Origin of the sequence: Enterococcus sp. C50 (assembly GCF_040887505.1) — a bacterium.
In the GTDB taxonomy this organism is placed as follows: domain Bacteria; phylum Bacillota; class Bacilli; order Lactobacillales; family Enterococcaceae; genus Enterococcus_B; species Enterococcus_B thailandicus.
The window spans coordinates 52,225-71,703 of record NZ_JBFOFW010000009.1; the positions used below are offsets into that span (position 1 = coordinate 52,225).

Consider the following 19,479-nt stretch of genomic DNA (forward strand, 5'->3'; position numbering starts at 1 on the left):
CTTAACCCTCCAATCTACGAATCTCTCTTCTTAAATTCTCAATGTGCAAATCGATTGCCTTTCTAGCCGTTTCATTGACCATCACTGCCTTTGTTCGTTCCAGATCGTCAATCTCACGTTGAAGGCTTCAAATACGCATTTGAATCACTTCTTCTGTTGTCATGATTGACCACCTCGTTAAAAACTCTCTTCCTTGAACGTATTCCGATATTTTTTAGCTAAAATCAACGGAACTTGATATTTATGACAAAACAATTTCGCCTTGATTTTAAAATCTTTTGTCTGCATCCCCTTCACATCGACAACTTTGACAAGCTTGCCGTTTTTATAAAATGTGAAGTCTGGTATATATTCAATCTTTCGATATTTTTTGCCTTCGAGTTCGAATTTTGGCAATAACTCAAATCGTTCTTGAAGTTTTAACTCCCAGCCCTCCGCTTGCGCTTGCCAGACTGCTAAATCGTAGTATTCTGCTTCTGCTTTAGAATCAAACTTTATCCCTCGATGGATTGTCTTCGTGTTTTTGTATTTATTCATGACTTGCTCCTCAAATAGGCTTTTAATCCGTTGATTACTTCATCCAATTTCAAAGACAAATACTTATTTTTTCTAAATGCTGTTCGATCTACATACACACAGTAATAAAATCTAAGTCTTTGCCAATTGAAATGATTTTCGGCTAACTTATTTTTATTTACATAAACTTCTTTATAAACTGTTCTCAATTCTTCTTTTTCATCAGATGTTCTTGCTTTTTCACCCAGTGCGCTGATTAGTTGTAATAAATCCATTTGAGCCTCCTAAAAGGGCACGTCTATTTCTTCGTGAGAATCGTTTTTAGGCTTTTTAACCACTTCGCTGCCTTTTACCCATTCAGGTAGTTTCTCACGCCTCACGTTTCTCCTGTAGCCATTTTGTGGCGCTTGTTGCTTAAACTCTTTCTTAGCCCAATTTCTAATCGTTGCTAAATAGTTTTTATAACTCTTGCCAGTTGAGGCACAGTATTCTGACAGTCTGTCAATTCGTTCTTGATAATCATCTGGAAACTCTGTTTTGAGTTTCTCCATTTCGTCATCTGACAAAAGAACATTTTTATATTCTCCGTATTTATGACGGGCGGGCTTAGCCTTCGATTTTTTCGGAGGCGATAACTCTTTTCTATATTCTTTTGTATTATTAACTGTATTATTAATAGATGTATTATTATCTTTGATTTTTTCGTCAATAGGGGTATTGCGTTTTTCGTCAATAGGGTGTTGATTAATTCGTAGGTACCTATTGATTATTTGATTGGTACCCTCTTTATAAATGATCTCCCTAGTCAGATATCCAAACTTGATTAAGTCGCTGATCCAGCGAGATATAGTCTCTTTATTAACTCCATAAAGTTCTGCAAAATAATCGTTACTTGCCCAACAGAAACCTCTCTCGTTACACAGGGCAGTTATCTCTCCATACAAGAGTTTGGTGTTGGGTTTAAGCCGCTGATCGTACCTGATATCCGCTGGTATGATCGCATAGTAGCTTCTGTGTTCCATTATTTTTATCCCCCAATTTTCAGCTTTTTGATCGTTTCTTGATTTAGCTTAATACCTTTGATTTGATACTTATTTTTGAAATTAGTCACACCTATTTTGTGCTTCTCCGTGTGATGAATTCTGCAGAGTGCTGCAAACGTGAACTCTGAGTGATCTACTTCTTTGCGCTTTCTTCTTCCCAACGCTTTATCGAAGTGATCAATATCAGCTCCTGTTTTGCCACAAATACAACAAACTCTTTTCGTAATACATTTGTAGAAGTAGTATTCTTGATTTGCTGGTAAAATTTCATAGCCTTCTTTGAATGGAATATGATGTTCAAAAATAAAGTCTAGGATAATGTTCGCTAGAATATTTACGTCACTGACTGTCGTACTTGATTCATCTTTCAAGCTTATTTTTCGTCCTGTGACACCCTCAAAACGGAAATAGAAGAACTCTTTCCAAAAGTCGGTTGGCATCCCTGTTTCAATAAAAATGTCACCTATTAAGGCATAAACGAAATTTCGTTGTTGCACTGTGAATCTCCGTGGATCAATGAATCTGATTTCGATTATTCGATCACCGTCGTAACCGTCATACATTGTTTTCAATCGTTCAAGATTTACTTCTTCGTTGATAGTTGCTCCAATTTCTTTCCCTTTAAATCGTTTCAAAACTGCTGAATACGAATCTATAAGCGGTTGAAACATTTACATCACTTCTCTTTTGTTTCTTCTTTATATTGTTCTTCTAGCCAGTTAACGCCTCGTTTTAGAACACCTAGATCGCGTTTGGACCATTTGCTGTCATCAGCAGTTATAGAAGCAGCATCAGTCAAAGCAACAACGGCTTCATCAATCGACTTATCATATTTATTTGCAACTAATTGCAAAGCATCTAAGAACAGTTTTTTGCTTCTTTGGCTGGCTGGTTCCAACATCGAAACATCTTCTGGCATATCTTCACCTGCAAAAATATATAAACCTAAACCAAACATTGCTAGATTTTTTACAAGACAACGCATAATTGTTTTGTTGATATCGAACATTGTTGCTGACTCAACTCGCTTTTCGATTTTTCCAACAATTTCCTTTTTCTTTGTTTCGTTATTCCACTGATAGTCATTGACTTCATACGTATATGGTTCATCTTTCATTGCTTTATTTGCCCCGTCCATAACTGGCAACCACATTTCACGCTTTACTCCGTTCACCGTAACGGTTGTAAAAACCATGTATCCTGTATTCTTGTCGAAAATATACGGCAGATGCGTTTCTGGGTTGTGGTAAATTTCATAGTCAACTTCTTCGCAAATCTTGCTGACTTCTGCCCACGCCCATGACCAAGAAAGGTAAGTCAATTTATTTCGTTTATCTACCACATCATTGAAAGCAATTTTGTATAAACTATTAAAAAGCGTGTTATCACTTCTTTTTACTGTATTGCCTAATTTTTCACTCACTAAATTCACTCTCCAGTTCACTAATAAACTTTTTACCTTTACCGTAGTACGTAATATCTATTAAATTGTTATGTTCGTACTCTTCTAACGCATCAATTAAGCCTTCTTCGACAACGTAAATATATTCAGGTTTACCAGATATTTTGGATAGATGAATAAGATAAACGTGATCCCAAATCCCGACAAAATTACCTAAATCATCTTGATCGCATGCTAGCTCTTCTCTAGTCAAAAGATTTTTCCTGACTTTTTGCCTATTTATTTTTCTAATGCTTGATTTTCCCCAATCAGGATCTGTCAAATATTGATCTAAAGTGGAAAGTTCTTTATCCATATGCTAAAATCTCCTTAGATATGTTTTGTTTGTGACTCGTGCTTGCCGGCGGAGTCACTTTTTTTATTCATCTTCATCACCAAAAAGCCGTTGTTGTCGATTTATCTGTTCAATTTCCATACGAATCGTAGTTTCTGGTAACCACATTTCAATAAATGAAACAGCATCATCAAATCTCTTACGAGGTAACTCGCCATATCTTGGGATTGAAAATGTTCGTTTAAATTCAGACCAGAATTTTGAGAATACTTTTTTGCTGATTTCTTCATACGCCCTACTCTCTTTGCCGCCCAAAACATCAATAACCTTCACATTACCTTTCTGCTTAATTTCAAACTCTTGTTGTCCGCTGATTCGCATTGTATCTTTAAGCATAGAAACATCTTTCTTAACGTTCTTCATGTCCTCTAATTGATAGATCATCATGTCTTCGATTGTTTGGGGCACTGTATTCTTACGAATGACATCTTCCATTTCATTGAACGCTTCAATAAACTTCAATTTGAACTTCAAAGCTTTTTTACCCGTGAATCCCATCGCTAATAACGAGAATCCATCTCTATTCATATAAATAATGCGATATGATTGTTTGTTTTGAGGATGAACATAAGTATCTTCCCAAAATAGGTCTGCCCAATTTTCGGCAACCCCCTCTTTTAGCTCATCAATAGCTGATAAAACGTGTCTGTGCTTTTTTTCAAAGCTTTCTGCAACTTGTAAGCTTGTAGTAACAGCTTCTTTATTTTTCATAATTACTAATTCTTGCATTTTTCTTAGCTCCTTTTTTGATATAATTTTTCTTAGAAAGTGAGGTGATAAAATTGTTCGAGGATATTATTCACATTGAAATATTTAGTACACATCAACAAGATCAACGGTTAATAAACGAACTACTTAAAAGTGGTTGGAAACTTCTTTCAATCATCCAAAATAAACAAGACAACTATGATGCTTTTGGTCAAATAATAATTGGAGCAGATACTAACGCCTTTGAAAAAAATAATCTTAATTTAATCAAAAAAGCTAAAGCCGAAGCTTCTAAACTTGCTGAGGAAAAGTATCGTAAAGAGAATAATCTAACGCAAACTGAACCTGAATTTGATGATTGGCCTTTTTAAAATTCATATTCACCTTTCCATTCATCCCAATTATTGAATTTTTCCTCTACTGTAATAGGTCGATTACTTTTAGAGTTTTCAGCTAACTTAACTTTCTGCTCTGAGTTACTCACAATGACTTGAAGCAATTCGTTTGTTTTTTTCTGTTCTGCTAAAATTTGTTGAAATAAACTTTCAAACATTGTTAAACCTCCTTTTTTATATACTTCAGTTAAAAAACATCAGGAAATCATTTCCTGTTATTTTTAACTAGCAATATAAACGTGAGTAAATTAGTTATCAAAATGGCGCATAATATAATTCTTAGCATTAGTCAGTCCCCCGACTGGCTTTTTTGATACTCTTAACATCAAGCCAATTGATTAAAAATAAACATGTGCTGTAGATAACGCCTAAAGCCAGACTGAAATGTGTGATTGTTACTAACATCGCTAGCATGAATCCAACAACCAAAACATCTGATTTGTTCATTGTTTCGCTCTCCTTTTTCACAAAGTATCTATTGATTGGCGTAGTAACTCGTCTAGCTCGTCCACTTCTGTATCCGTCAGTAGCTCACTTGCTTTAAAATCGATGATGATGTTTTCTAGTGTGTTGCTTACACCTGCAACGAATGCTTTAAGTTCTTTAGCATCCCAACCATTACCTTTGCGAATTAGAATGCCGGCATATTCATCAGCGATGCGTTTTGATAAAATTTTTTTCATGTTTTTGCCCCCCTCTTTTCCAAAATACCTCTCAATCAAATGAAGAGCTTCTTCTTTCGTTGAAACTGTGTGTGTTGTTTTGCCGTCTGAATTTTTTATTGTTGGCATTTTTCTTCACCTTTTTTCTTACTTGAATTCCGAACACTTACCCGATTTTTTTATTGTTCTAAAACCCAAACTCTACATTGTTCTTTGTCATAAAATTTTTGTTCGCCTATTTGACCGAATGGAAGACCCTGAGATTCCCATTTACGAATCGTTGAAGTGGATACCCCAAAATATTTTGCTATTTCAATTTGCTTTAATACACGCTTATCCATAGAAGCATCTTTTCTTGCATTTGCTATTTCGTCAGTTATGATTTCGTGAATATAACTACGAAGCGACATCTCGTTTTCAGGTGTTAAGATCACTTCCATAATCCAAAGCCTCCTTTTTATAATTCGTACATAGTAATAATTGAATCGATAATTCTGTTGGCTTCTGCAGAAGTCTTTTTACCACTTAAGATTAAAGATAAATAACTCTTACTAATTCCAAATCTTTCAGCAAGCATTTTGTATGTTAGGAATTTAGATCCTTCTACATACTTTTTAATTTTTTCTCTATCTCGTTGAGTGATTTCTGATATTTCAGTCATTTCTTCATATTCTCCTTTCTATACAACTTCTTCTAAATCCATTTGAGGATAATAACCCTCTGCAATTAACAAGTTGTAGATAAAAACTCGTCCTTTTTGTGTCCATTTGGTATTCATTACAACTTTCACACCGCCGTCGGATTTCGGTATCTCACTTGTGTGTGATTTTGTATATCCTTGATTCATATGTTTACGATAGAGCAACCATTGCCCGCTAACTTTATGCTGAACGCCTAATTTGTTGAGTAACTTATTCAAAGCGATAGCCGACATTCCATAATCAGCTGCAATTTGAGAAGTCGCTACCGTGTCTGTCGATGAAAGAATCGTGTCTAAATAGCTAATCTTTGGTTCATACTCAGCAATTTGTTGTTCGAGCAATTGGTTCTTTTCTTCCAGGTCAGCTGCTAAACGCAATGCTTGTGCGAAACTTTTAGGTACGTTTGAATAGCTACCAGTTTTTCTGATTGTTGGTAGGACTTCTTCCATTACCCAAGCTTCAAATTTTTCAGCACTAGGTAAGTTTGATTTGATAATCAAGCGGTAAACATCTGATTCAGGAATGATCTTGAACGATTGACGACGACCTAGCGAATCGCTACCCCATGTTTTTATAGCTTTTTTACAATGCTTGTTAGTAGCATCACTCGGATTTTTATAGCCTAGCGTTTTAGCAACATCATTTGCTACGAAATATGGAATATCGTTTTCCAAGAATGTTCGAACTTCGTTTTGTTCGAAATTAAAAATTTGTGGTGTGTTCATTTCTCTTCCCCTCTCCCATTATTTTGTAAACAAATTTAACAACTATTTTCTAAACTTCGTTGACACACAACTACACTATAGTGTAGTATATAGTCATAGTTAAATAAGACATACAAACAATTGATTTAAAAGCTTTCTTGGCGGTTGGCGTTTAATTATCAACGGTATTTTTGTTGTCTTTTTAGTTGTTAAATTTGTTTACAAGAACGATATTACACTATAGTGTTGGTTTTGTAAAGATAAAGCTACACTTTTTTATTGTTTTTTGTAAACTTTTGAAGGGAACCTTGATATGACAGTATTTGACCGAATAAAAAGTTTAGCAAAAAAACATTCAAAAACAATGAAACAAGTAACGATTGATCTAGGCTATAGCGAAAATTATTTCTATAGTTTAAAAAGCGGTAAACAACCATCCGCAGAAAAACTCAGTGAGATTGCAGATTATTTTAATGTGTCTGTCGACTATCTTTTAGGAAGAAATCAAGCGCCTGAATGGGCAGATGAAGATGATTTAATTGAACTAGATAAACTTCTAGAATCAAATGTCAATATGGCTTATGGTGGAGAAACACTTACTCCCGAAGAAAAGCAACGTGTTAAAGATGTTATGACGGGATTGTTCTGGGAATTTAGAAAAAGAGATAAAGAGAAGTGATTTCATGGAAATGGATATCATCAATTTAGTTGGAAAGCTAAAAAAAGAATATGGTACTGCTGATCCATTTGGAATTTCAGAAAAAATGGGAATTGAAATTAGATATGTCCCCTTTTTAGAAAATCCCAAAGGTCAATTTCAAGAATTGTTAGGTTATCCTGTCATCCTTTTAAATGAATCATTAAAAGATTCAGAAGAAAGGTTTTATATTTGCGCTCACGAACTTGGACATGCCCTGTTTCATAAAGAAATTTCTAGTTATTATGTCTCGACAAGAAATTCAAGAAGCAAGTCTGAAAGCGAAGCGAATTGTTTCGCTGCTAATCTTATAGCTGACTTATATAAAGAAGATACACAACTGTATCCGAGAAAAATCGAAGATTTATCTCGTTTATATGGTCTTCCTTTTTCGGCGTATAGATTCTTAATTTAGTCTCACAAAAAAAGCCCGTGCTGGTACACGGACTCCTACCCCATTTTTGAGATAGCTTACAAAATAATTATATCAAAGAAATGAGGAGTAAAGAATGAAAAAAGTTTTAGGGGGATCGTTATTATTCTTATCACTGCTATTTTTTACGGCTTGTGGTAAAAACATAACAACAGAAGATTTAAAAGCAAATGATTGGTTAATTGAAGCAACTAAAGATGATGAACCGAATGTGATAGCATCATTTTCTGATCATGTAGTTTCTTTTAGTGTCGATACTAGTGAAATGAAATCAACTGCTAGCGATGAGTGGGAAGCTTTAGGTGAAGATTTTGCACAAAAATTAGTTGAGCAAATGAATTATAAGTTTGACTACACTCTAAAAAACAATGAGATGATTTGGAAAGATAAAGACAATGATGCAAAATACACTGTTAGCAAAGATGGAAAAAATCTGATTTTAACGCCTGACAAAAACAATAAATCGAACGATAATGAAAAATTAACATTAAAACCTTACAAAAAGAAAAAAAGCACAAACACAACAGAAACTACTAAAACAAGCTCAGAGAAAAATTCAGTAACTACTGCTGAATCTAGCACGCAATCGTCTATCAAAACAAATAGCAACACAGAAACATCAACGAGTACATCGAATATAGTTGCTGTTGCAGAAAACAGTTCAACGAATTATCAGGCAATACTAGATGAATATACAGCGAAGATACAAAGTGCTACACCTAGCTTGATACAAGAGTTTAAAAATGAAGCTACAAACAATACTGGTGGAATTGATGGCCTCGCTGCTATCTCCAATAATAAGGTTGAAAAACTAGCCATCATTTCTAATGAAGGTATAGGCACAATGGCTGATTTGCATTATTCGTTATCTGATGAATATTCGACATATGAAAGTTGGGCAACGAAACTGACCGATATTTACACCACAGAATCGCAGAAGATTGTAGGAGAATATCTTGCTTATTCTTCTAGTCAAGGTAACGCATCAGCGTATGCTCCGAACAGCACAACGCCACAGGATTATGCACAAGCGAACGTAACAGAACAATCTTCTTCAACACCAGAAGTTCAATCTGTCGGTCCTACAACAATCATTCTTCAAGCTGGCGAAGGACCAAAACAAGTAGCTGAACGAGCTGGAATAACAGTTGACCAATTATTTGCATTGAATGGGATGGATCCAAATAACTATCTTTTGTATCCAGGACAAGAATTGAGAATCAAGTAAAAGTGCAAACATTCATTTGAGGAGGTGATGCTAACTATTTAAGTCCGAACACTTACCCGAGTTGAAAGGACGATAAAAAATGGCAACATTTGAACAGTATAAAAAGAAAAACGGTGAAAAATTGTGGATGTTTCAAACCTACCTAGGAGTTGACTCATTAACCGGAAAACAAGTAAGAACCACGCGAAGAGGTTTTAAAACAAAAAAAGAAGCACAATTAGCACTAACTAAAGTGCAACTAGAATATGAAAAAAACGGTCTGAATAAATCTAAAGAGTTAACTTTTCAAGAAATATATGATTTGTGGATTGTAAATTACGAACAGACAGTAAAAGAAAGTTCATTCGTCAAAACAAAAGAACAGTTTAAAAATCATATATTACCTGCTTTTGGTGCGTTTAAGGTCAACAAAATATCCATTGATGAAGCTCAAAAATTCGCTAACGAAAAGGTAAAAGATTTTGTTTTATATAGAGAATTCATCAATAATGCTTCACGTATATGTGATTATGCTATTCGCTTGGGTTATCTACAAGATAATCCATTTAAAAAAATTACAGTTCCAAAAAGAAAAGTTTCTGTACAAGAAGAGGACACTTTAAACTTTTTTAACAAAGAAGAACTAGAAATTTTTTTGGATGCAGTAGAAAAGAAAAAAGATATTCGTATGTATGCTTTTTTTAGAACGCTAGCGTTCACAGGAATGCGTGCAGGCGAGCTCTTAGCCCTCACATGGAAAGATATTGATTTTAAGGATAATTATATACAGATAAATAAAACTCTTGCCAGAGGGAAAAATAGACGTCTTTACGTTGAGCAACCTAAAACAAAAAACTCAAAGCGAAAGATTCCGACCGATGAAAAAACTTTGAATATCTTGAAAAAATGGCGGTTGGAACAAAGAAGATGGCTCTTAGCTTTGGGAATCAATACATTAAACAAAAATCAATTAGTATTTTCGAACGAAAGAAATGAACATCTTCAATTGTCTAAGCCTCGAAAATGGTTAGAGGTAATTATCAAGCAAAATAATTTGAAACGTATCACAATCCATGGTCTAAGACATACGCATGCTAGTTTACTTTTAGAATCAGGTGCGAATATTAAAGATGTACAAGAACGTTTGGGTCATGCTTCTATTCAAATCACTATGGATCTGTATATTCATATTACAGACAAACGAAAAGAAGAAACAGCAACTCAATTCGCAAAATATATAGATATTTAATCAAAACGTATTCAAAGGCGTATTCACAAAAAGAAAAAGAAGCGAAAACGTTGCAAGCTGTCACTTGTATATCAACGTTTTTGCTTCTTTTATAAGATGATAAATAAGGAAGGTACAGGATTTGAACCTGCGCGCCGGTATTAGCCGGTTCGGCGGATTTCGAGTCCGCTGCATTACCACTCTGCCAACCTTCCGCGATTTCTATTTTTAATCTTTTCGCCCAAAATGTCAAGCAACATTTTCACAACTGATTCTTTACATTTAAAGTCACAAGAAAAAGGTTGCACGTAATCAAACGACTACGCCAACCTTTTTTATTTTTTTAGCGGATAACTTCTGGATTTTCTAAAGACAACACAGAGTCAATTGTTCTAGAAATCAAAGAAATGATTTGCTCTTCTGTTGGCTGCATAATGTTTGAAGACATCAATGAAGCTAACCCAGTTACGACTACCCAAGTACCCGTATGTAACGCATCTAAATATTCGTCAGATAAATGACTGTATTTTTCGTCTTTCTTTGCAGCTTCATAGAAATAATTATATGAAAAATCATGCATTTTTTTACCGTCGCCATGCTCATCGATATACAATGCCATGTACAGACTATGATGTTTTTTCGCAAAGTTGATATAATTCAAACCTAAATCAATAATTTTGTCACCAGTATGCTCGACAGGGAAAACTTCTTCTTTGAGTTGATCAAAAATAGAATCCAAAAGAGTATTCTTTAAGTCTTCCATGTTTTTAAACTCTAGATAAATAGGTTGTGTCGAAATTCCCATCTTCTTTGCAATGTTACGAGCAGTAAATCCTTTGAAGCCTTCTTTAGCAACAACTTCATATGCTGCTTTTAGAATTTGATCTTTGGTATAGACTTTTCTTCTCATAAAAACTCCCCCACTTTGTACTGCATATATGTTCTTTAATTGTAACCGATAATCATCCTTCTTTGCAAACATTTTACTCATAATTGTTATATTTAAAGCAAATTAAGCTAAACTATTTAATGAAATTCTAATAAGGAAATGTGTCTTCATCAAATTATGCATTCCCTTTCATTTTTTTAGTCTTCTTTTTTTCCTTATTTTTTCACTCTTTTTTTGTCAGCTATGGCGAAAACACAACTAATCACCAAATAAGGAAACTATCGTTATTTATATTTATTTTAAAAAAGAAATAGTTACTAAATAAATTTCTTCGATAAAAATTAAATAAGTCTTTAGTAGGATGCATTTTCTTCACAAATCTTTTATACTTACTTCGAACTTACAAAACTGTTTGAATAGTGTCATCTAAAAAAGTAGCGTGTTTGCCACTTTATCGCGTATAGTAACCTTAGATCAAAAAACTTCAAGGAGATGATTCAAAATGAGCGTTGCAGCATCAAGAAAACTTATCAACTTTATTTCAATTATCGGTTTAGGCGCGTCTATCGCACTAACTGTTTACTTTATCAATCTTGGAGTCTTCAAGGACATCAATGCATTGAGAGGTCTTGTTGGACACTCAGTTATTCTTGGACCTGTTATTTTCATTTTGATTCAAATTCTACAAGTAGTGATTCCAATCATCCCCGGTGGCATCAGTACCGCAGCCGGCGTTCTGATTTTTGGTCCTTATGCTGGTTTTGTTTATAACTATGTGGGGATTTGTATCGGATCGGTTATTATCTTCTTATTAGGTAGACGCTACGGAAAACCCTTCATTTTATCTTTAATCAGCGATAAAACTTACGATAAATATATTGGTTGGTTAGATAATCAAAGTCGATTTGAGAAACTTTTTGCACTTGCAATTTTCCTACCAGTTGCGCCAGACGATGCGCTTTGTTTGATGGCTGGCTTAACAAATATTTCCGTAAAGAAATTTTCACTAATTATTTTCCTTGCTAAACCACTCTCTATTTTCTTATATAGTATGGCACTGATTTATGGTGGACAATACTTGACTGGTTTACTTGGTTAATTGGACAAAATAAATGAAGACATTCTGACACAGATTAGTGGTCTGACCTCTAACCTGTGTTTTTTTTATTTTTAAGATACAATAGAATTAGTAGGTGATAAAAATGAATTATTTAAAACATAGTTTAGGAAATGCTTGGGACTTTCTCAAAGGAACACAAAATTATTTTCGCGATGTTTTACTAATGCACGGCTTTATTTTATTTATTTGTCTGCCGTTATTGAATAGTACAACTCGTTTTATTTTACATCGTGGTGCAATTGATTATTTATCTTATGATAATATCGCCACCATTTTTTCTAAGCACCCTGGCGTACTAGGCTCGCTCTTTATCGTTTTGGTGCTGATTCTGCTTTTGGTCTATTTTGAATTCACTTTTTTATTGATTAGTGTTTACTTTATCAAAAAAAGAAAACCAGTGTCCTTAAAACAGCTACTTCGAATGACTGTCTTACAGCTAAAAAAGGTTCGTCCAGTTACGTTTCTCTTTTTCTTAGCTTATTTTCTACTGATTTTGCCGTTAAGTGGGTTAAGTTTTAACTCTGATTTATTATCAAAAATCAAAATCCCTTCATTTATTATGGATTTTATTTTTGAAAATCGGCTTGTGATTGTTAGTTTATTCATTTTAGTTTATCTTTTCTTAGCATACATCGGCATTCGGCTAATTTTTGCGTTACCAGAAATGATCTTACGCGACCGACCATTTCGCGAATCAATCCGAGAAAGTTGGCGACTTACGAAATCACGCTTCTTTGCGATTCTAGGTCAATTTATTATCATTGGTGGTAGTATCTTACTAATTTCCTCACTAGGTTATTTTCTGATTATCCTTTCACAAACGGCTGTTGAGAATTTTTTGCCTAATTATTCATTGATTAGTGCTGTTTTCGCAATGACGCTATTACAATTGATACTTCTGTTTAATATTGTTATGTCAACTGTTGGAATATTTTACATTATTGTCGACTTCATGGATGATGAAGGCTTCTTGCCAGAAATTCCTGAATGGTTCACTCCTGAGCCACCTTTACATCGATATTCCACCTTAAAGAATGCCGGTCTTGTTCTTTTTTGTGTTTTCTTTGGCGTTGGCGTTTGTTTGTATAATATGAATTATTTGACTTCTGCTGCACAGACTACCCCTTTAACTGTTTCTCATCGTGGCGTTAGCAATCAAAATGGTGTTCAAAACACGTTAGCTGCGCTGGAAAAAACAAGTCAAACTTATCATCCTGATTACGTTGAGATGGATGTTCAAGAAACAAAAGATGGCCAATTCGTCGTGATGCACGATTTTAACTTGAAGAATTTAACTGGCGTCAATCAACTACCACAAAATTTAACCTTGAAAGAACTAGAAAAATTAACAGTCAAAGAAAATGGGCAAGCAGCACCACTTGTTTCTTTTGATAGTTATCTGGCAGCTGCTAAAAAATTAAATCAGAAATTATTGATTGAAATTAAAACAACGAAATATGACTCAAGCGATTTGGTTGAGCGCTTCACGGATAAATATCGGGCAGAAATTCTGGAACAACATCATATTTTACAGAGTTTGACTTATCAAACTGTCGAAGACTTAAAGAAAGTGGAGACAAAGTTTTACGTTGGCTATATTTTACCGTTTAATATTGTGGGACCACCGATTACTTCTGCCGACTTTTTAACAATGGAATATAGCACAATCAATCGGAATTTTATTTCATCTGCCCATGCGGATGGTAAAAAAGTTTATGTCTGGACGGTCAACGACTCGGATGCAGTCAGTCGAATGATGTTTTATGGTGCAGATGGCATCATCACCGATCAGATGGGGATTTTAAACAAAGAAGTAAAATCACTTGATGACGAAATCACTTATTCAGATAAATTGCTTAACTTCGTACTAGGTGTCGGTTAAGCATCACTTATCAAAAAAAAGGCAATCGCTAATTCGTTAGCGGTCGCCCTTTTTTTATTTACTTATTCTCTTTTCGCGTCTTTAACAGCTCGAAAGATGGCTAAAATTGCGGGAATCGCTGAGACAATTGCGAGAAAAATTCCTAGTTTCCCTGAATTTCTTTTCTTTGTCATAACATCTTCTCCCTTCCTCTTTCCTTAAGTATAAAAAACTTTTGCAAATTTCTCAAAAGAAGTGATTGTTTACGACACCATCTCAACTGGTGCGTAAATATCTGTTAGCTTAACTAATACGCGAAACTGTTTCTCATCAATAACAAAATGATCACATTGCTCGTAGCTTTCAACTAAAACAACAGCTGTGTTGGTATAGGTATGTTCGATATAACCAATGACTTCATTAGTTACACCAATAGGTTTGCATATGTAAGACTTTCCCACTTCGATATTTAACATCAAAATTCACTCCTTCAATTATTATTTGTTTTATTTATAATAACAGAAAAGTAAATAAATGAAAACGTTTTATTTTATTTTTTTGTATTTTTTTCTTTAAATCAACAGGAATTCATTCAGATTTTAAGTTATGCTATTTTTCATTTAATATCACTTAAATTTCATATTTTTTCGTTACGTAAGAAAGGTGACAAAACTGTTCTTTTTTAATTGCTTCACGTTCGTGCAGTTTTTTCTTTTTTTTCATACACTGAAGGAAAGGAGGGATAGACATGGTTCTCATTCAAGCAGTAATCTTTATTACCTTAACAATTGGTCTACTTATTGGATTAACAGAAGATCGTTGATTTCTTTCGTTTTAAATAAACCATTTGTTTATGGATACCTCTTAATTGCAAGAAAAACGAGTTGGTGCTAAACTACAAATGGGTTTGAAAATTTACAGAGAATTTAACTGAAAATTTCTCGAATTTTTCTCAATAATTGAAAGGAGGAACGAAACATGACTTTTAACAAAACAAATATGACTTACCGCGTAGCCTTTGACACTTCAACCAATCGTTTCATGGCAATTGACGCAAAAAATGAACACAATATTGCTTTCGGTATTACAATCGAACAAGCTGTCCGAGCATTACATGAATCTAATTAAGGAGCTGGCCACCCCACATGACATCTAAATCATTCTCGGAAAAAAGCTAAAAGAGGTTTGCACATCTTAGACGATGCAAACCTCTTTTTGTTTTGCTCTATCAAATCATTTTGCTGTATTAAAAAAGAAGCTGCGACATATGCCACAACTTCTTTCCTTCATTAACATATTATAGACGTTCGTTCAATCCTTTTGCTAGGTCTTCAAAGCCAGGTTTGCCTAGTAGGGCGAACATGTTCTTTTTGTAGGCTTCTACACCTGGTTGATCAAATGGGTTGATTCCGTTCAAGTAACCAGAAATTCCTACAGCTATTTCAAAGAAGTACATTGTATAACCTAAAGTGTAAGCATCCATTTCTGGAATTTTAACTAGTAAGTTAGGTACATCACCATCTGTATGTGCTAATAATGTTCCTTCAAAAGCTTTTGTGTTAACAAAGTCAACTTCTTTTCCTTGTAAGTAGCCTAAACCATCTAGGTCAGCTTCTTGTTCAGGAATAGTGATTGATTTACGAGGTTTTTCCACTTTAACGATTGTTTCAAAGATATTGCGGCGACCTTCTTGAATATATTGACCTAATGAATGTAGATCAGTAGAGAAGTTTGCACTTGAAGGATAGATTCCTTTTTGGTCTTTTCCTTCAGATTCGCCGAATAATTGTTTCCACCATTCTGAGAAATATTGCATTCCTGGTTCATAGTTGATCAACAATTCTGTCACTTTGCCTTTACGGTAAAGAATGTTACGCATTGCTGCATATTGATAAGCTTCGTTTTCTTCTAGTTTATCACTTGCATATTCTTTACTTGCATCAGCTGCACCTTTCATCAAGGCATCAATGTCCGCTCCACTAACAGCGATTGGTAGTAGACCAACAGCAGTTAATACAGAAAAACGTCCGCCGATATCATCAGGAATAACAAATGATTCCCAACCTTCAGCATCTGCTTCAACTTTTACTGCACCACGTGCTTTATCAGTTGTTGCATAAATACGTTTGTTTGCTTCTGCTTGACCATATTTTTTTACTAATAATTCTTTGAACACACGGAAAGCAATTGCTGGTTCTGTTGTTGTTCCTGATTTAGAAATAACATTAACAGAGAAATCACGATCGCCAATTACTTCGATCAAGTCAGCTAAGTAAGTTGAGCTGATTGAATTTCCTGCATAAAAAATTTGTGGTGCTTTACGTGTTTTACCATCTAATAAGTTATAGAAAGTATGGTTCAAGAAATCAATTGCAGCACGTGCACCTAGATATGAACCACCAATACCGATTACTACTAATACTTCTGAATCAGATTGGATTTTTTTAGCTGCTTCTTTGATACGTGCAAACTCTTCTTTATCATAATTTGTAGGTAAATCAATCCAGCCTAAGAAATCGCTGCCTGCGCCTGTACCTTCACGTAATAATTTGTCAGCCGCTGTTACTTGACTTTGCATGTAACCTAATTCATGTTCATTGACAAACGGTGCTACTTTTGAATAGTCAAAATGAATGTGTGCCATTTGTTCTCCTCCTTAAAAGTTCACTATACAGGTATACTTTACGTTTTTTTTACTTTTTTTTCAAGCAAATATCTACGAACCTTTCAATATTTACAAGAAAATTTCACATTTAGACCAATCCTTGTGCAGACATTGCTTCCGCAACCTTTGCAAAACCGGCAATGTTCGCACCAAGTAATAGATTTTTTTCTTCATCATACTCAGCAGCAGTTTGACGACATGTTTCATAAATTGTTTGCATGATTTCGTCTAATTGTTGATCTACTTGCTCACTTTCCCAAGTTAAACGTTGAGAGTTTTGGCTCATTTCTAAGGCAGAAACTGCAACTCCACCCGCATTTGCAGCTTTTCCTGGGCAATACCAAACTCCTGCATCATGAAAAACAGTGACAGCTTCTACTGTTGCTGGCATGTTTGCCCCTTCTGCTACAATTCGTACGCCATTTTTTACTAAGATTTCTGCTAAGTCACCTGAGATTTCATTTTGTGTCGCACATGGCAAAGCAATAGCACATGCTTCTTCTAACGACCATACCGATTTTCCTTCATGATAAACAGCAGATGTCTTTTGAGCTGCATACTCAGTTAAACGTTGACGTTTTTTTTCTTTCACTTCTTTCAATAATTCTAAGTCAATACCTGTTGGATCATAAATAAAGCCACTTGAGTCGGAACAAGTCACCACTTTCGCTCCAAGTGCTTGCGCTTTTTCAATTGCATAGATTGCAACATTTCCGCTCCCAGATACAAAAACTGTTTTATCTGTAAATGAATCTTGCTCTTGAGCTAACAAGTGTTTAACAAAATAAACTAATCCATACCCCGTTGCTTCTGTACGAACTTTACTTCCCCAAAAATTCAAAGGTTTTCCTGTCAACACACCTGCATCATATTGTTTGATTCGTTTATATGCACCAAACAAATAACCAATTTCTCTTCCACCAACACCAGTGTCGCCAGCAGGAACATCTAAAGAAGGCCCAATATGTTTTGAAAGCTCCAGCATGAAACTTTGACAAAAACGCATGATTTCACCGTCCGATTTTCCTTTAGGATCGAAATCACTACCACCTTTTCCGCCACCAATTGGAAGACCAGTCAGACTATTTTTAAAAATTTGTTCAAAAGCTAAGAATTTTAAAATACTCAAGTTAACACTTGGGTGAAATCTTAACCCACCTTTATATGGACCCAAGGCTGAATTGTATTGAATCCGATATCCTCGGTTCACACACCAATTCCCTTGATCATCTTGCCAAGGCACTCGGAATTGAATGATTCGTTCAGGTTCTACTAGAATTCCTAAAATATTTTGTTCGATGTATTCAGGATGGTTTTCTAAAAAATGCGTAACTGTTGGAAGTACTTCATCAATTGCTTGTAAAAATTCGACTTCTCCACGATCTTGTTGATGTAGTTTCTCTTGAATCGTTTGGACATATTTTTTTGCATTTGTCATTGTGTCACACTCCTTCGATTAGCTAATTTTTATTTTAGCTTATTTTCAGCCTCGGCTCAAAAATTTTTCTGCGTTTATTTTCGAAATATGCTACACTCACTTGTGAGGTGAAGCGAATGGAAACAAACTACGATGTAATCGTTGTTGGCGCTGGTACCAGTGGAATGATGGCAGCTATTAGTGCCGCAGAACAAGGTGCCAAGGTGCTATTAGTTGAAAAAAATAAAAAAGCTGGAAAAAAATTGCTAATGACTGGCGGTGGGCGTTGTAATGTCACAAACAATCGACCAGTGGAAGATTTAATCGCACATATTCCCGGAAACGGAAAATTTTTATATAGTACTTTTTCACAATTTGATAACTTTGATATCATGAACTTTTTTGAAACACAAGGCGTGCATTTAAAAGAAGAAGACCATGGCCGAATGTTTCCTGTTACAAATAAATCAAAAACAATCATTGAAGCATTGATTACTCGTCTAAATGAACTTGGTGTCACACTCCTTTTTGGTACAAAAGTTGAAAAATTGGTACACAATAACGGACAAGTCTACGGCATTCGAACAGAATTTGAAGAATTCCAAGCCCCTTGTGTGATTTTAACAACAGGTGGACGAACTTATCCATCAACTGGCTCAACTGGAGATGGCTACAAAATGGTAAAAAAAGTTGGTCATACAATTACCCCATTATACGCGACGGAATCTCCCTTGATTTCCGAAGAACCTTTTATTCAAGAAAAAACATTACAAGGATTGTCTTTACAAGATATTTCTTTAAGTGTCTTGAATAAAAAGGGACGAGTAATTACTGAGCACATTATGGATTTACTTTTCACACACTTTGGCATTTCAGGGCCTGCTGCCTTACGTTGCTCAAGTTTTATCAATCAAGAATTAAAGAAAACGGGCGAGCCAGTTACAATTTCTCTAGATTGTTTCCCAACTCGATCAAGTCATGACCTGATCCGAGAACTAACTGCTAAGAGTCGTCAATCGAAAAAAACGTTGGTCAATACTTGGCACGGCTTTTTACCTGAACGACTACTAACTTTTTATTTAAGTCGTCTGAATTTGGAACAACAAACGGGTCAACAAACGTCGGAGAAACAAATTCAAGACTTTGTCCAATTATGTAAAGAATTTCATCTCTTGATAAACAAAACTTTCCCGATAGAAAAATCTTTTGTAACTGGCGGTGGTGTTTCCTTAAAAGAAATTAATCCCAAGACCTTAGAAAGTAAACTGGTAGCTGGATTATATTTTGCGGGTGAATTACTCGATGTCAACGGCTATACTGGTGGCTTCAATATCACTGCGGCTTTTGCTACGGGTCATGTTTCTGGTATGAATGCCGGTCAACAAGCCCAGGCCATTTAAAATATTACTAGTCCAATTAAATTATTCATTGGTTACT

General features: G+C 35.0%; 26 protein-coding genes, 1 tRNA gene and 1 pseudogene. 9 read left to right on the forward strand and 19 right to left on the reverse strand.

Annotation, left to right across the window (positions count from 1 at the left end; genetic code table 11):
• Position 1: 1 nt before the first annotated feature.
• From AB3I20_RS11105 to AB3I20_RS11140, 8 genes and pseudogenes are all read right to left on the reverse strand, one after another.
• Positions 2 to 163: pseudogene (locus AB3I20_RS11105) on the reverse strand (antitoxin).
• A gap of 14 nt (positions 164 to 177) precedes the next feature.
• Positions 178 to 537: a DUF1064 domain-containing protein gene (locus tag AB3I20_RS11110; protein ID WP_368027355.1), complete on the reverse strand. Its 360-nt coding sequence runs from the start codon at positions 535 to 537 to the stop codon at positions 178 to 180.
• Positions 534 to 791 carry a hypothetical protein gene (locus tag AB3I20_RS11115; protein ID WP_368027356.1) on the reverse strand — a complete coding sequence of 86 codons (258 nt, stop codon included), beginning with the start codon at positions 789 to 791 and terminating at the stop codon, positions 534 to 536. The genes AB3I20_RS11110 and AB3I20_RS11115 overlap by 4 nt, the downstream gene beginning before the upstream one ends.
• A gap of 9 nt (positions 792 to 800) precedes the next feature.
• A complete protein-coding gene (locus AB3I20_RS11120) occupies positions 801 to 1,541 on the reverse strand; it encodes a helix-turn-helix domain-containing protein (RefSeq protein ID WP_368027382.1) in 741 nt (246 codons plus the stop codon).
• Positions 1,542 to 1,543: 2 nt separating this feature from the next.
• The gene (locus tag AB3I20_RS11125) at positions 1,544 to 2,230 is read right to left on the reverse strand and encodes a putative HNHc nuclease (RefSeq protein WP_368027357.1); all 687 of its coding nucleotides are present in this window, start codon (positions 2,228 to 2,230) and stop codon (positions 1,544 to 1,546) included.
• A 5-nt stretch (positions 2,231 to 2,235) separates the two neighbouring features.
• Positions 2,236 to 2,982, reverse strand: a complete 747-nt coding sequence (locus AB3I20_RS11130; RefSeq protein WP_368027358.1) for a DUF1071 domain-containing protein — start codon at positions 2,980 to 2,982, stop codon at positions 2,236 to 2,238.
• On the reverse strand, positions 2,975 to 3,316 hold the full coding sequence (locus tag AB3I20_RS11135; protein ID WP_368027359.1) for a hypothetical protein: 342 nt from the start codon (positions 3,314 to 3,316) through the stop codon (positions 2,975 to 2,977). The genes AB3I20_RS11130 and AB3I20_RS11135 overlap by 8 nt, the downstream gene beginning before the upstream one ends.
• A 63-nt stretch (positions 3,317 to 3,379) precedes the next feature.
• Positions 3,380 to 4,084 carry a Rha family transcriptional regulator gene (locus tag AB3I20_RS11140; RefSeq protein WP_368027360.1) on the reverse strand — a complete coding sequence of 235 codons (705 nt, stop codon included), beginning with the start codon at positions 4,082 to 4,084 and terminating at the stop codon, positions 3,380 to 3,382.
• A gap of 53 nt (positions 4,085 to 4,137) precedes the next feature.
• Here AB3I20_RS11140 and AB3I20_RS11145 point away from each other — a divergent pair, with 53 nt between their 5' ends.
• Positions 4,138 to 4,434, forward strand: coding sequence for a hypothetical protein (locus AB3I20_RS11145; RefSeq protein WP_368027361.1), 297 nt, complete (start codon positions 4,138 to 4,140; stop codon positions 4,432 to 4,434).
• Here the strand turns inward: AB3I20_RS11145 and AB3I20_RS11150 are convergent.
• The 6 genes from AB3I20_RS11150 to AB3I20_RS11175 form a co-directional block, all read right to left on the reverse strand.
• Complete coding sequence (locus AB3I20_RS11150; RefSeq protein ID WP_368027362.1) at positions 4,431 to 4,616, reverse strand: hypothetical protein; 186 nt, start codon at positions 4,614 to 4,616, stop codon at positions 4,431 to 4,433. The genes AB3I20_RS11145 and AB3I20_RS11150 overlap by 4 nt on opposite strands.
• Positions 4,617 to 4,743: 127 nt before the next feature.
• Positions 4,744 to 4,905: a hypothetical protein gene (locus AB3I20_RS11155; protein ID WP_368027363.1), complete on the reverse strand. Its 162-nt coding sequence runs from the start codon at positions 4,903 to 4,905 to the stop codon at positions 4,744 to 4,746.
• Positions 4,906 to 4,922: 17 nt separating this feature from the next.
• Positions 4,923 to 5,249, reverse strand: a complete 327-nt coding sequence (locus AB3I20_RS11160; protein ID WP_368027364.1) for a hypothetical protein — start codon at positions 5,247 to 5,249, stop codon at positions 4,923 to 4,925.
• Between the two features lie 50 nt (positions 5,250 to 5,299).
• The gene (locus AB3I20_RS11165; protein WP_368027365.1) at positions 5,300 to 5,560 is read right to left on the reverse strand and encodes a MerR family transcriptional regulator; all 261 of its coding nucleotides are present in this window, start codon (positions 5,558 to 5,560) and stop codon (positions 5,300 to 5,302) included.
• 17 nt (positions 5,561 to 5,577) lie between these two features.
• A complete protein-coding gene (locus tag AB3I20_RS11170; RefSeq protein ID WP_270660542.1) occupies positions 5,578 to 5,781 on the reverse strand; it encodes a helix-turn-helix domain-containing protein in 204 nt (67 codons plus the stop codon).
• 18 nt (positions 5,782 to 5,799) lie between these two features.
• Positions 5,800 to 6,546, reverse strand: coding sequence for a phage antirepressor (locus AB3I20_RS11175; protein ID WP_270660541.1), 747 nt, complete (start codon positions 6,544 to 6,546; stop codon positions 5,800 to 5,802).
• A gap of 292 nt (positions 6,547 to 6,838) precedes the next feature.
• Between AB3I20_RS11175 and AB3I20_RS11180 the strand changes: the two genes are divergently transcribed.
• From AB3I20_RS11180 to AB3I20_RS11195, 4 genes are all read left to right on the forward strand, one after another.
• The gene (locus AB3I20_RS11180) at positions 6,839 to 7,204 is read left to right on the forward strand and encodes a helix-turn-helix transcriptional regulator (protein ID WP_333560023.1); all 366 of its coding nucleotides are present in this window, start codon (positions 6,839 to 6,841) and stop codon (positions 7,202 to 7,204) included.
• 4 nt (positions 7,205 to 7,208) lie between these two features.
• Positions 7,209 to 7,637: an ImmA/IrrE family metallo-endopeptidase gene (locus AB3I20_RS11185; RefSeq protein WP_368027366.1), complete on the forward strand. Its 429-nt coding sequence runs from the start codon at positions 7,209 to 7,211 to the stop codon at positions 7,635 to 7,637.
• Between the two features lie 94 nt (positions 7,638 to 7,731).
• Complete coding sequence (locus AB3I20_RS11190) at positions 7,732 to 8,883, forward strand: LysM peptidoglycan-binding domain-containing protein (RefSeq protein WP_368027367.1); 1,152 nt, start codon at positions 7,732 to 7,734, stop codon at positions 8,881 to 8,883.
• A gap of 79 nt (positions 8,884 to 8,962) precedes the next feature.
• A complete protein-coding gene (locus tag AB3I20_RS11195) occupies positions 8,963 to 10,111 on the forward strand; it encodes a tyrosine-type recombinase/integrase (RefSeq protein WP_368027368.1) in 1,149 nt (382 codons plus the stop codon).
• Between the two features lie 106 nt (positions 10,112 to 10,217).
• Here AB3I20_RS11195 and AB3I20_RS11200 read toward each other — a convergent pair.
• Both AB3I20_RS11200 and AB3I20_RS11205 read right to left on the reverse strand, forming a co-directional pair.
• Positions 10,218 to 10,305, reverse strand: a tRNA-Ser gene (locus tag AB3I20_RS11200).
• 128 nt (positions 10,306 to 10,433) lie between these two features.
• Complete coding sequence (locus tag AB3I20_RS11205; RefSeq protein ID WP_071869303.1) at positions 10,434 to 11,000, reverse strand: TetR/AcrR family transcriptional regulator; 567 nt, start codon at positions 10,998 to 11,000, stop codon at positions 10,434 to 10,436.
• A gap of 481 nt (positions 11,001 to 11,481) precedes the next feature.
• On the opposite strand from AB3I20_RS11205, the gene AB3I20_RS11210 reads away from it, so the two are divergent.
• Positions 11,482 to 12,078: a TVP38/TMEM64 family protein gene (locus AB3I20_RS11210; protein ID WP_071869302.1), complete on the forward strand. Its 597-nt coding sequence runs from the start codon at positions 11,482 to 11,484 to the stop codon at positions 12,076 to 12,078.
• A 103-nt stretch (positions 12,079 to 12,181) separates the two neighbouring features.
• Complete coding sequence (locus AB3I20_RS11215) at positions 12,182 to 13,981, forward strand: glycerophosphoryl diester phosphodiesterase membrane domain-containing protein (RefSeq protein WP_368027369.1); 1,800 nt, start codon at positions 12,182 to 12,184, stop codon at positions 13,979 to 13,981.
• 242 nt (positions 13,982 to 14,223) lie between these two features.
• Here AB3I20_RS11215 and AB3I20_RS11220 read toward each other — a convergent pair whose 3' ends face one another.
• Positions 14,224 to 14,436 carry a hypothetical protein gene (locus AB3I20_RS11220; protein ID WP_095803488.1) on the reverse strand — a complete coding sequence of 71 codons (213 nt, stop codon included), beginning with the start codon at positions 14,434 to 14,436 and terminating at the stop codon, positions 14,224 to 14,226.
• Between the two features lie 502 nt (positions 14,437 to 14,938).
• Here AB3I20_RS11220 and AB3I20_RS11225 point away from each other — a divergent pair.
• A complete protein-coding gene (locus tag AB3I20_RS11225; RefSeq protein ID WP_218658134.1) occupies positions 14,939 to 15,088 on the forward strand; it encodes a hypothetical protein in 150 nt (49 codons plus the stop codon).
• A gap of 169 nt (positions 15,089 to 15,257) precedes the next feature.
• On the opposite strand, the gene AB3I20_RS11230 is transcribed toward AB3I20_RS11225, so the two are convergent.
• Positions 15,258 to 16,604 (reverse strand): glucose-6-phosphate isomerase, encoded by a 1,347-nt coding sequence (locus tag AB3I20_RS11230; protein ID WP_368027370.1) that lies wholly within the window; start codon positions 16,602 to 16,604, stop codon positions 15,258 to 15,260.
• 109 nt (positions 16,605 to 16,713) lie between these two features.
• Positions 16,714 to 18,063, reverse strand: a complete 1,350-nt coding sequence (gene gdhA / locus AB3I20_RS11235) for an NADP-specific glutamate dehydrogenase (RefSeq protein ID WP_368027371.1) — start codon at positions 18,061 to 18,063, stop codon at positions 16,714 to 16,716.
• Positions 18,064 to 18,125: 62 nt separating this feature from the next.
• Here gdhA and AB3I20_RS11240 point away from each other — a divergent pair, with 62 nt between their 5' ends.
• Entirely contained in the window at positions 18,126 to 19,442 is a 1,317-nt protein-coding gene (locus AB3I20_RS11240; protein WP_368027383.1) for an NAD(P)/FAD-dependent oxidoreductase, read from the forward strand.
• The last annotated feature ends 37 nt before the right edge of the window (positions 19,443 to 19,479 follow it).

Bases quoted from the DNA above. Each gene is read 5' to 3' on its own strand.
- AB3I20_RS11110 (WP_368027355.1), bottom strand. From the start codon at position 537: ATGAATAAATACAAAAACACGAAGACAATCCATCGAGGGATAAAGTTT.
- AB3I20_RS11115 (WP_368027356.1), bottom strand. From the start codon at position 791: ATGGATTTATTACAACTAATCAGCGCACTGGGTGAAAAAGCAAGAACA.
- AB3I20_RS11125 (WP_368027357.1), bottom strand. From the start codon at position 2,230: ATGTTTCAACCGCTTATAGATTCGTATTCAGCAGTTTTGAAACGATTT.
- AB3I20_RS11135 (WP_368027359.1), bottom strand. From the start codon at position 3,316: ATGGATAAAGAACTTTCCACTTTAGATCAATATTTGACAGATCCTGAT.
- AB3I20_RS11140 (WP_368027360.1), bottom strand. From the start codon at position 4,084: ATGCAAGAATTAGTAATTATGAAAAATAAAGAAGCTGTTACTACAAGC.
- AB3I20_RS11150 (WP_368027362.1), bottom strand. From the start codon at position 4,616: ATGTTTGAAAGTTTATTTCAACAAATTTTAGCAGAACAGAAAAAAACA.
- AB3I20_RS11155 (WP_368027363.1), bottom strand. From the start codon at position 4,905: ATGAACAAATCAGATGTTTTGGTTGTTGGATTCATGCTAGCGATGTTA.
- AB3I20_RS11160 (WP_368027364.1), bottom strand. From the start codon at position 5,249: ATGCCAACAATAAAAAATTCAGACGGCAAAACAACACACACAGTTTCA.
- AB3I20_RS11165 (WP_368027365.1), bottom strand. From the start codon at position 5,560: ATGGAAGTGATCTTAACACCTGAAAACGAGATGTCGCTTCGTAGTTAT.
- AB3I20_RS11170 (WP_270660542.1), bottom strand. From the start codon at position 5,781: ATGACTGAAATATCAGAAATCACTCAACGAGATAGAGAAAAAATTAAA.
- AB3I20_RS11175 (WP_270660541.1), bottom strand. From the start codon at position 6,546: ATGAACACACCACAAATTTTTAATTTCGAACAAAACGAAGTTCGAACA.
- AB3I20_RS11180 (WP_333560023.1), top strand. From the start codon at position 6,839: ATGACAGTATTTGACCGAATAAAAAGTTTAGCAAAAAAACATTCAAAA.
- AB3I20_RS11185 (WP_368027366.1), top strand. From the start codon at position 7,209: ATGGAAATGGATATCATCAATTTAGTTGGAAAGCTAAAAAAAGAATAT.
- AB3I20_RS11190 (WP_368027367.1), top strand. From the start codon at position 7,732: ATGAAAAAAGTTTTAGGGGGATCGTTATTATTCTTATCACTGCTATTT.
- AB3I20_RS11195 (WP_368027368.1), top strand. From the start codon at position 8,963: ATGGCAACATTTGAACAGTATAAAAAGAAAAACGGTGAAAAATTGTGG.
- AB3I20_RS11205 (WP_071869303.1), bottom strand. From the start codon at position 11,000: ATGAGAAGAAAAGTCTATACCAAAGATCAAATTCTAAAAGCAGCATAT.
- AB3I20_RS11210 (WP_071869302.1), top strand. From the start codon at position 11,482: ATGAGCGTTGCAGCATCAAGAAAACTTATCAACTTTATTTCAATTATC.
- AB3I20_RS11215 (WP_368027369.1), top strand. From the start codon at position 12,182: ATGAATTATTTAAAACATAGTTTAGGAAATGCTTGGGACTTTCTCAAA.
- AB3I20_RS11220 (WP_095803488.1), bottom strand. From the start codon at position 14,436: ATGTTAAATATCGAAGTGGGAAAGTCTTACATATGCAAACCTATTGGT.
- AB3I20_RS11225 (WP_218658134.1), top strand. From the start codon at position 14,939: ATGACTTTTAACAAAACAAATATGACTTACCGCGTAGCCTTTGACACT.
- AB3I20_RS11230 (WP_368027370.1), bottom strand. From the start codon at position 16,604: ATGGCACACATTCATTTTGACTATTCAAAAGTAGCACCGTTTGTCAAT.
- gdhA (WP_368027371.1), bottom strand. From the start codon at position 18,063: ATGACAAATGCAAAAAAATATGTCCAAACGATTCAAGAGAAACTACAT.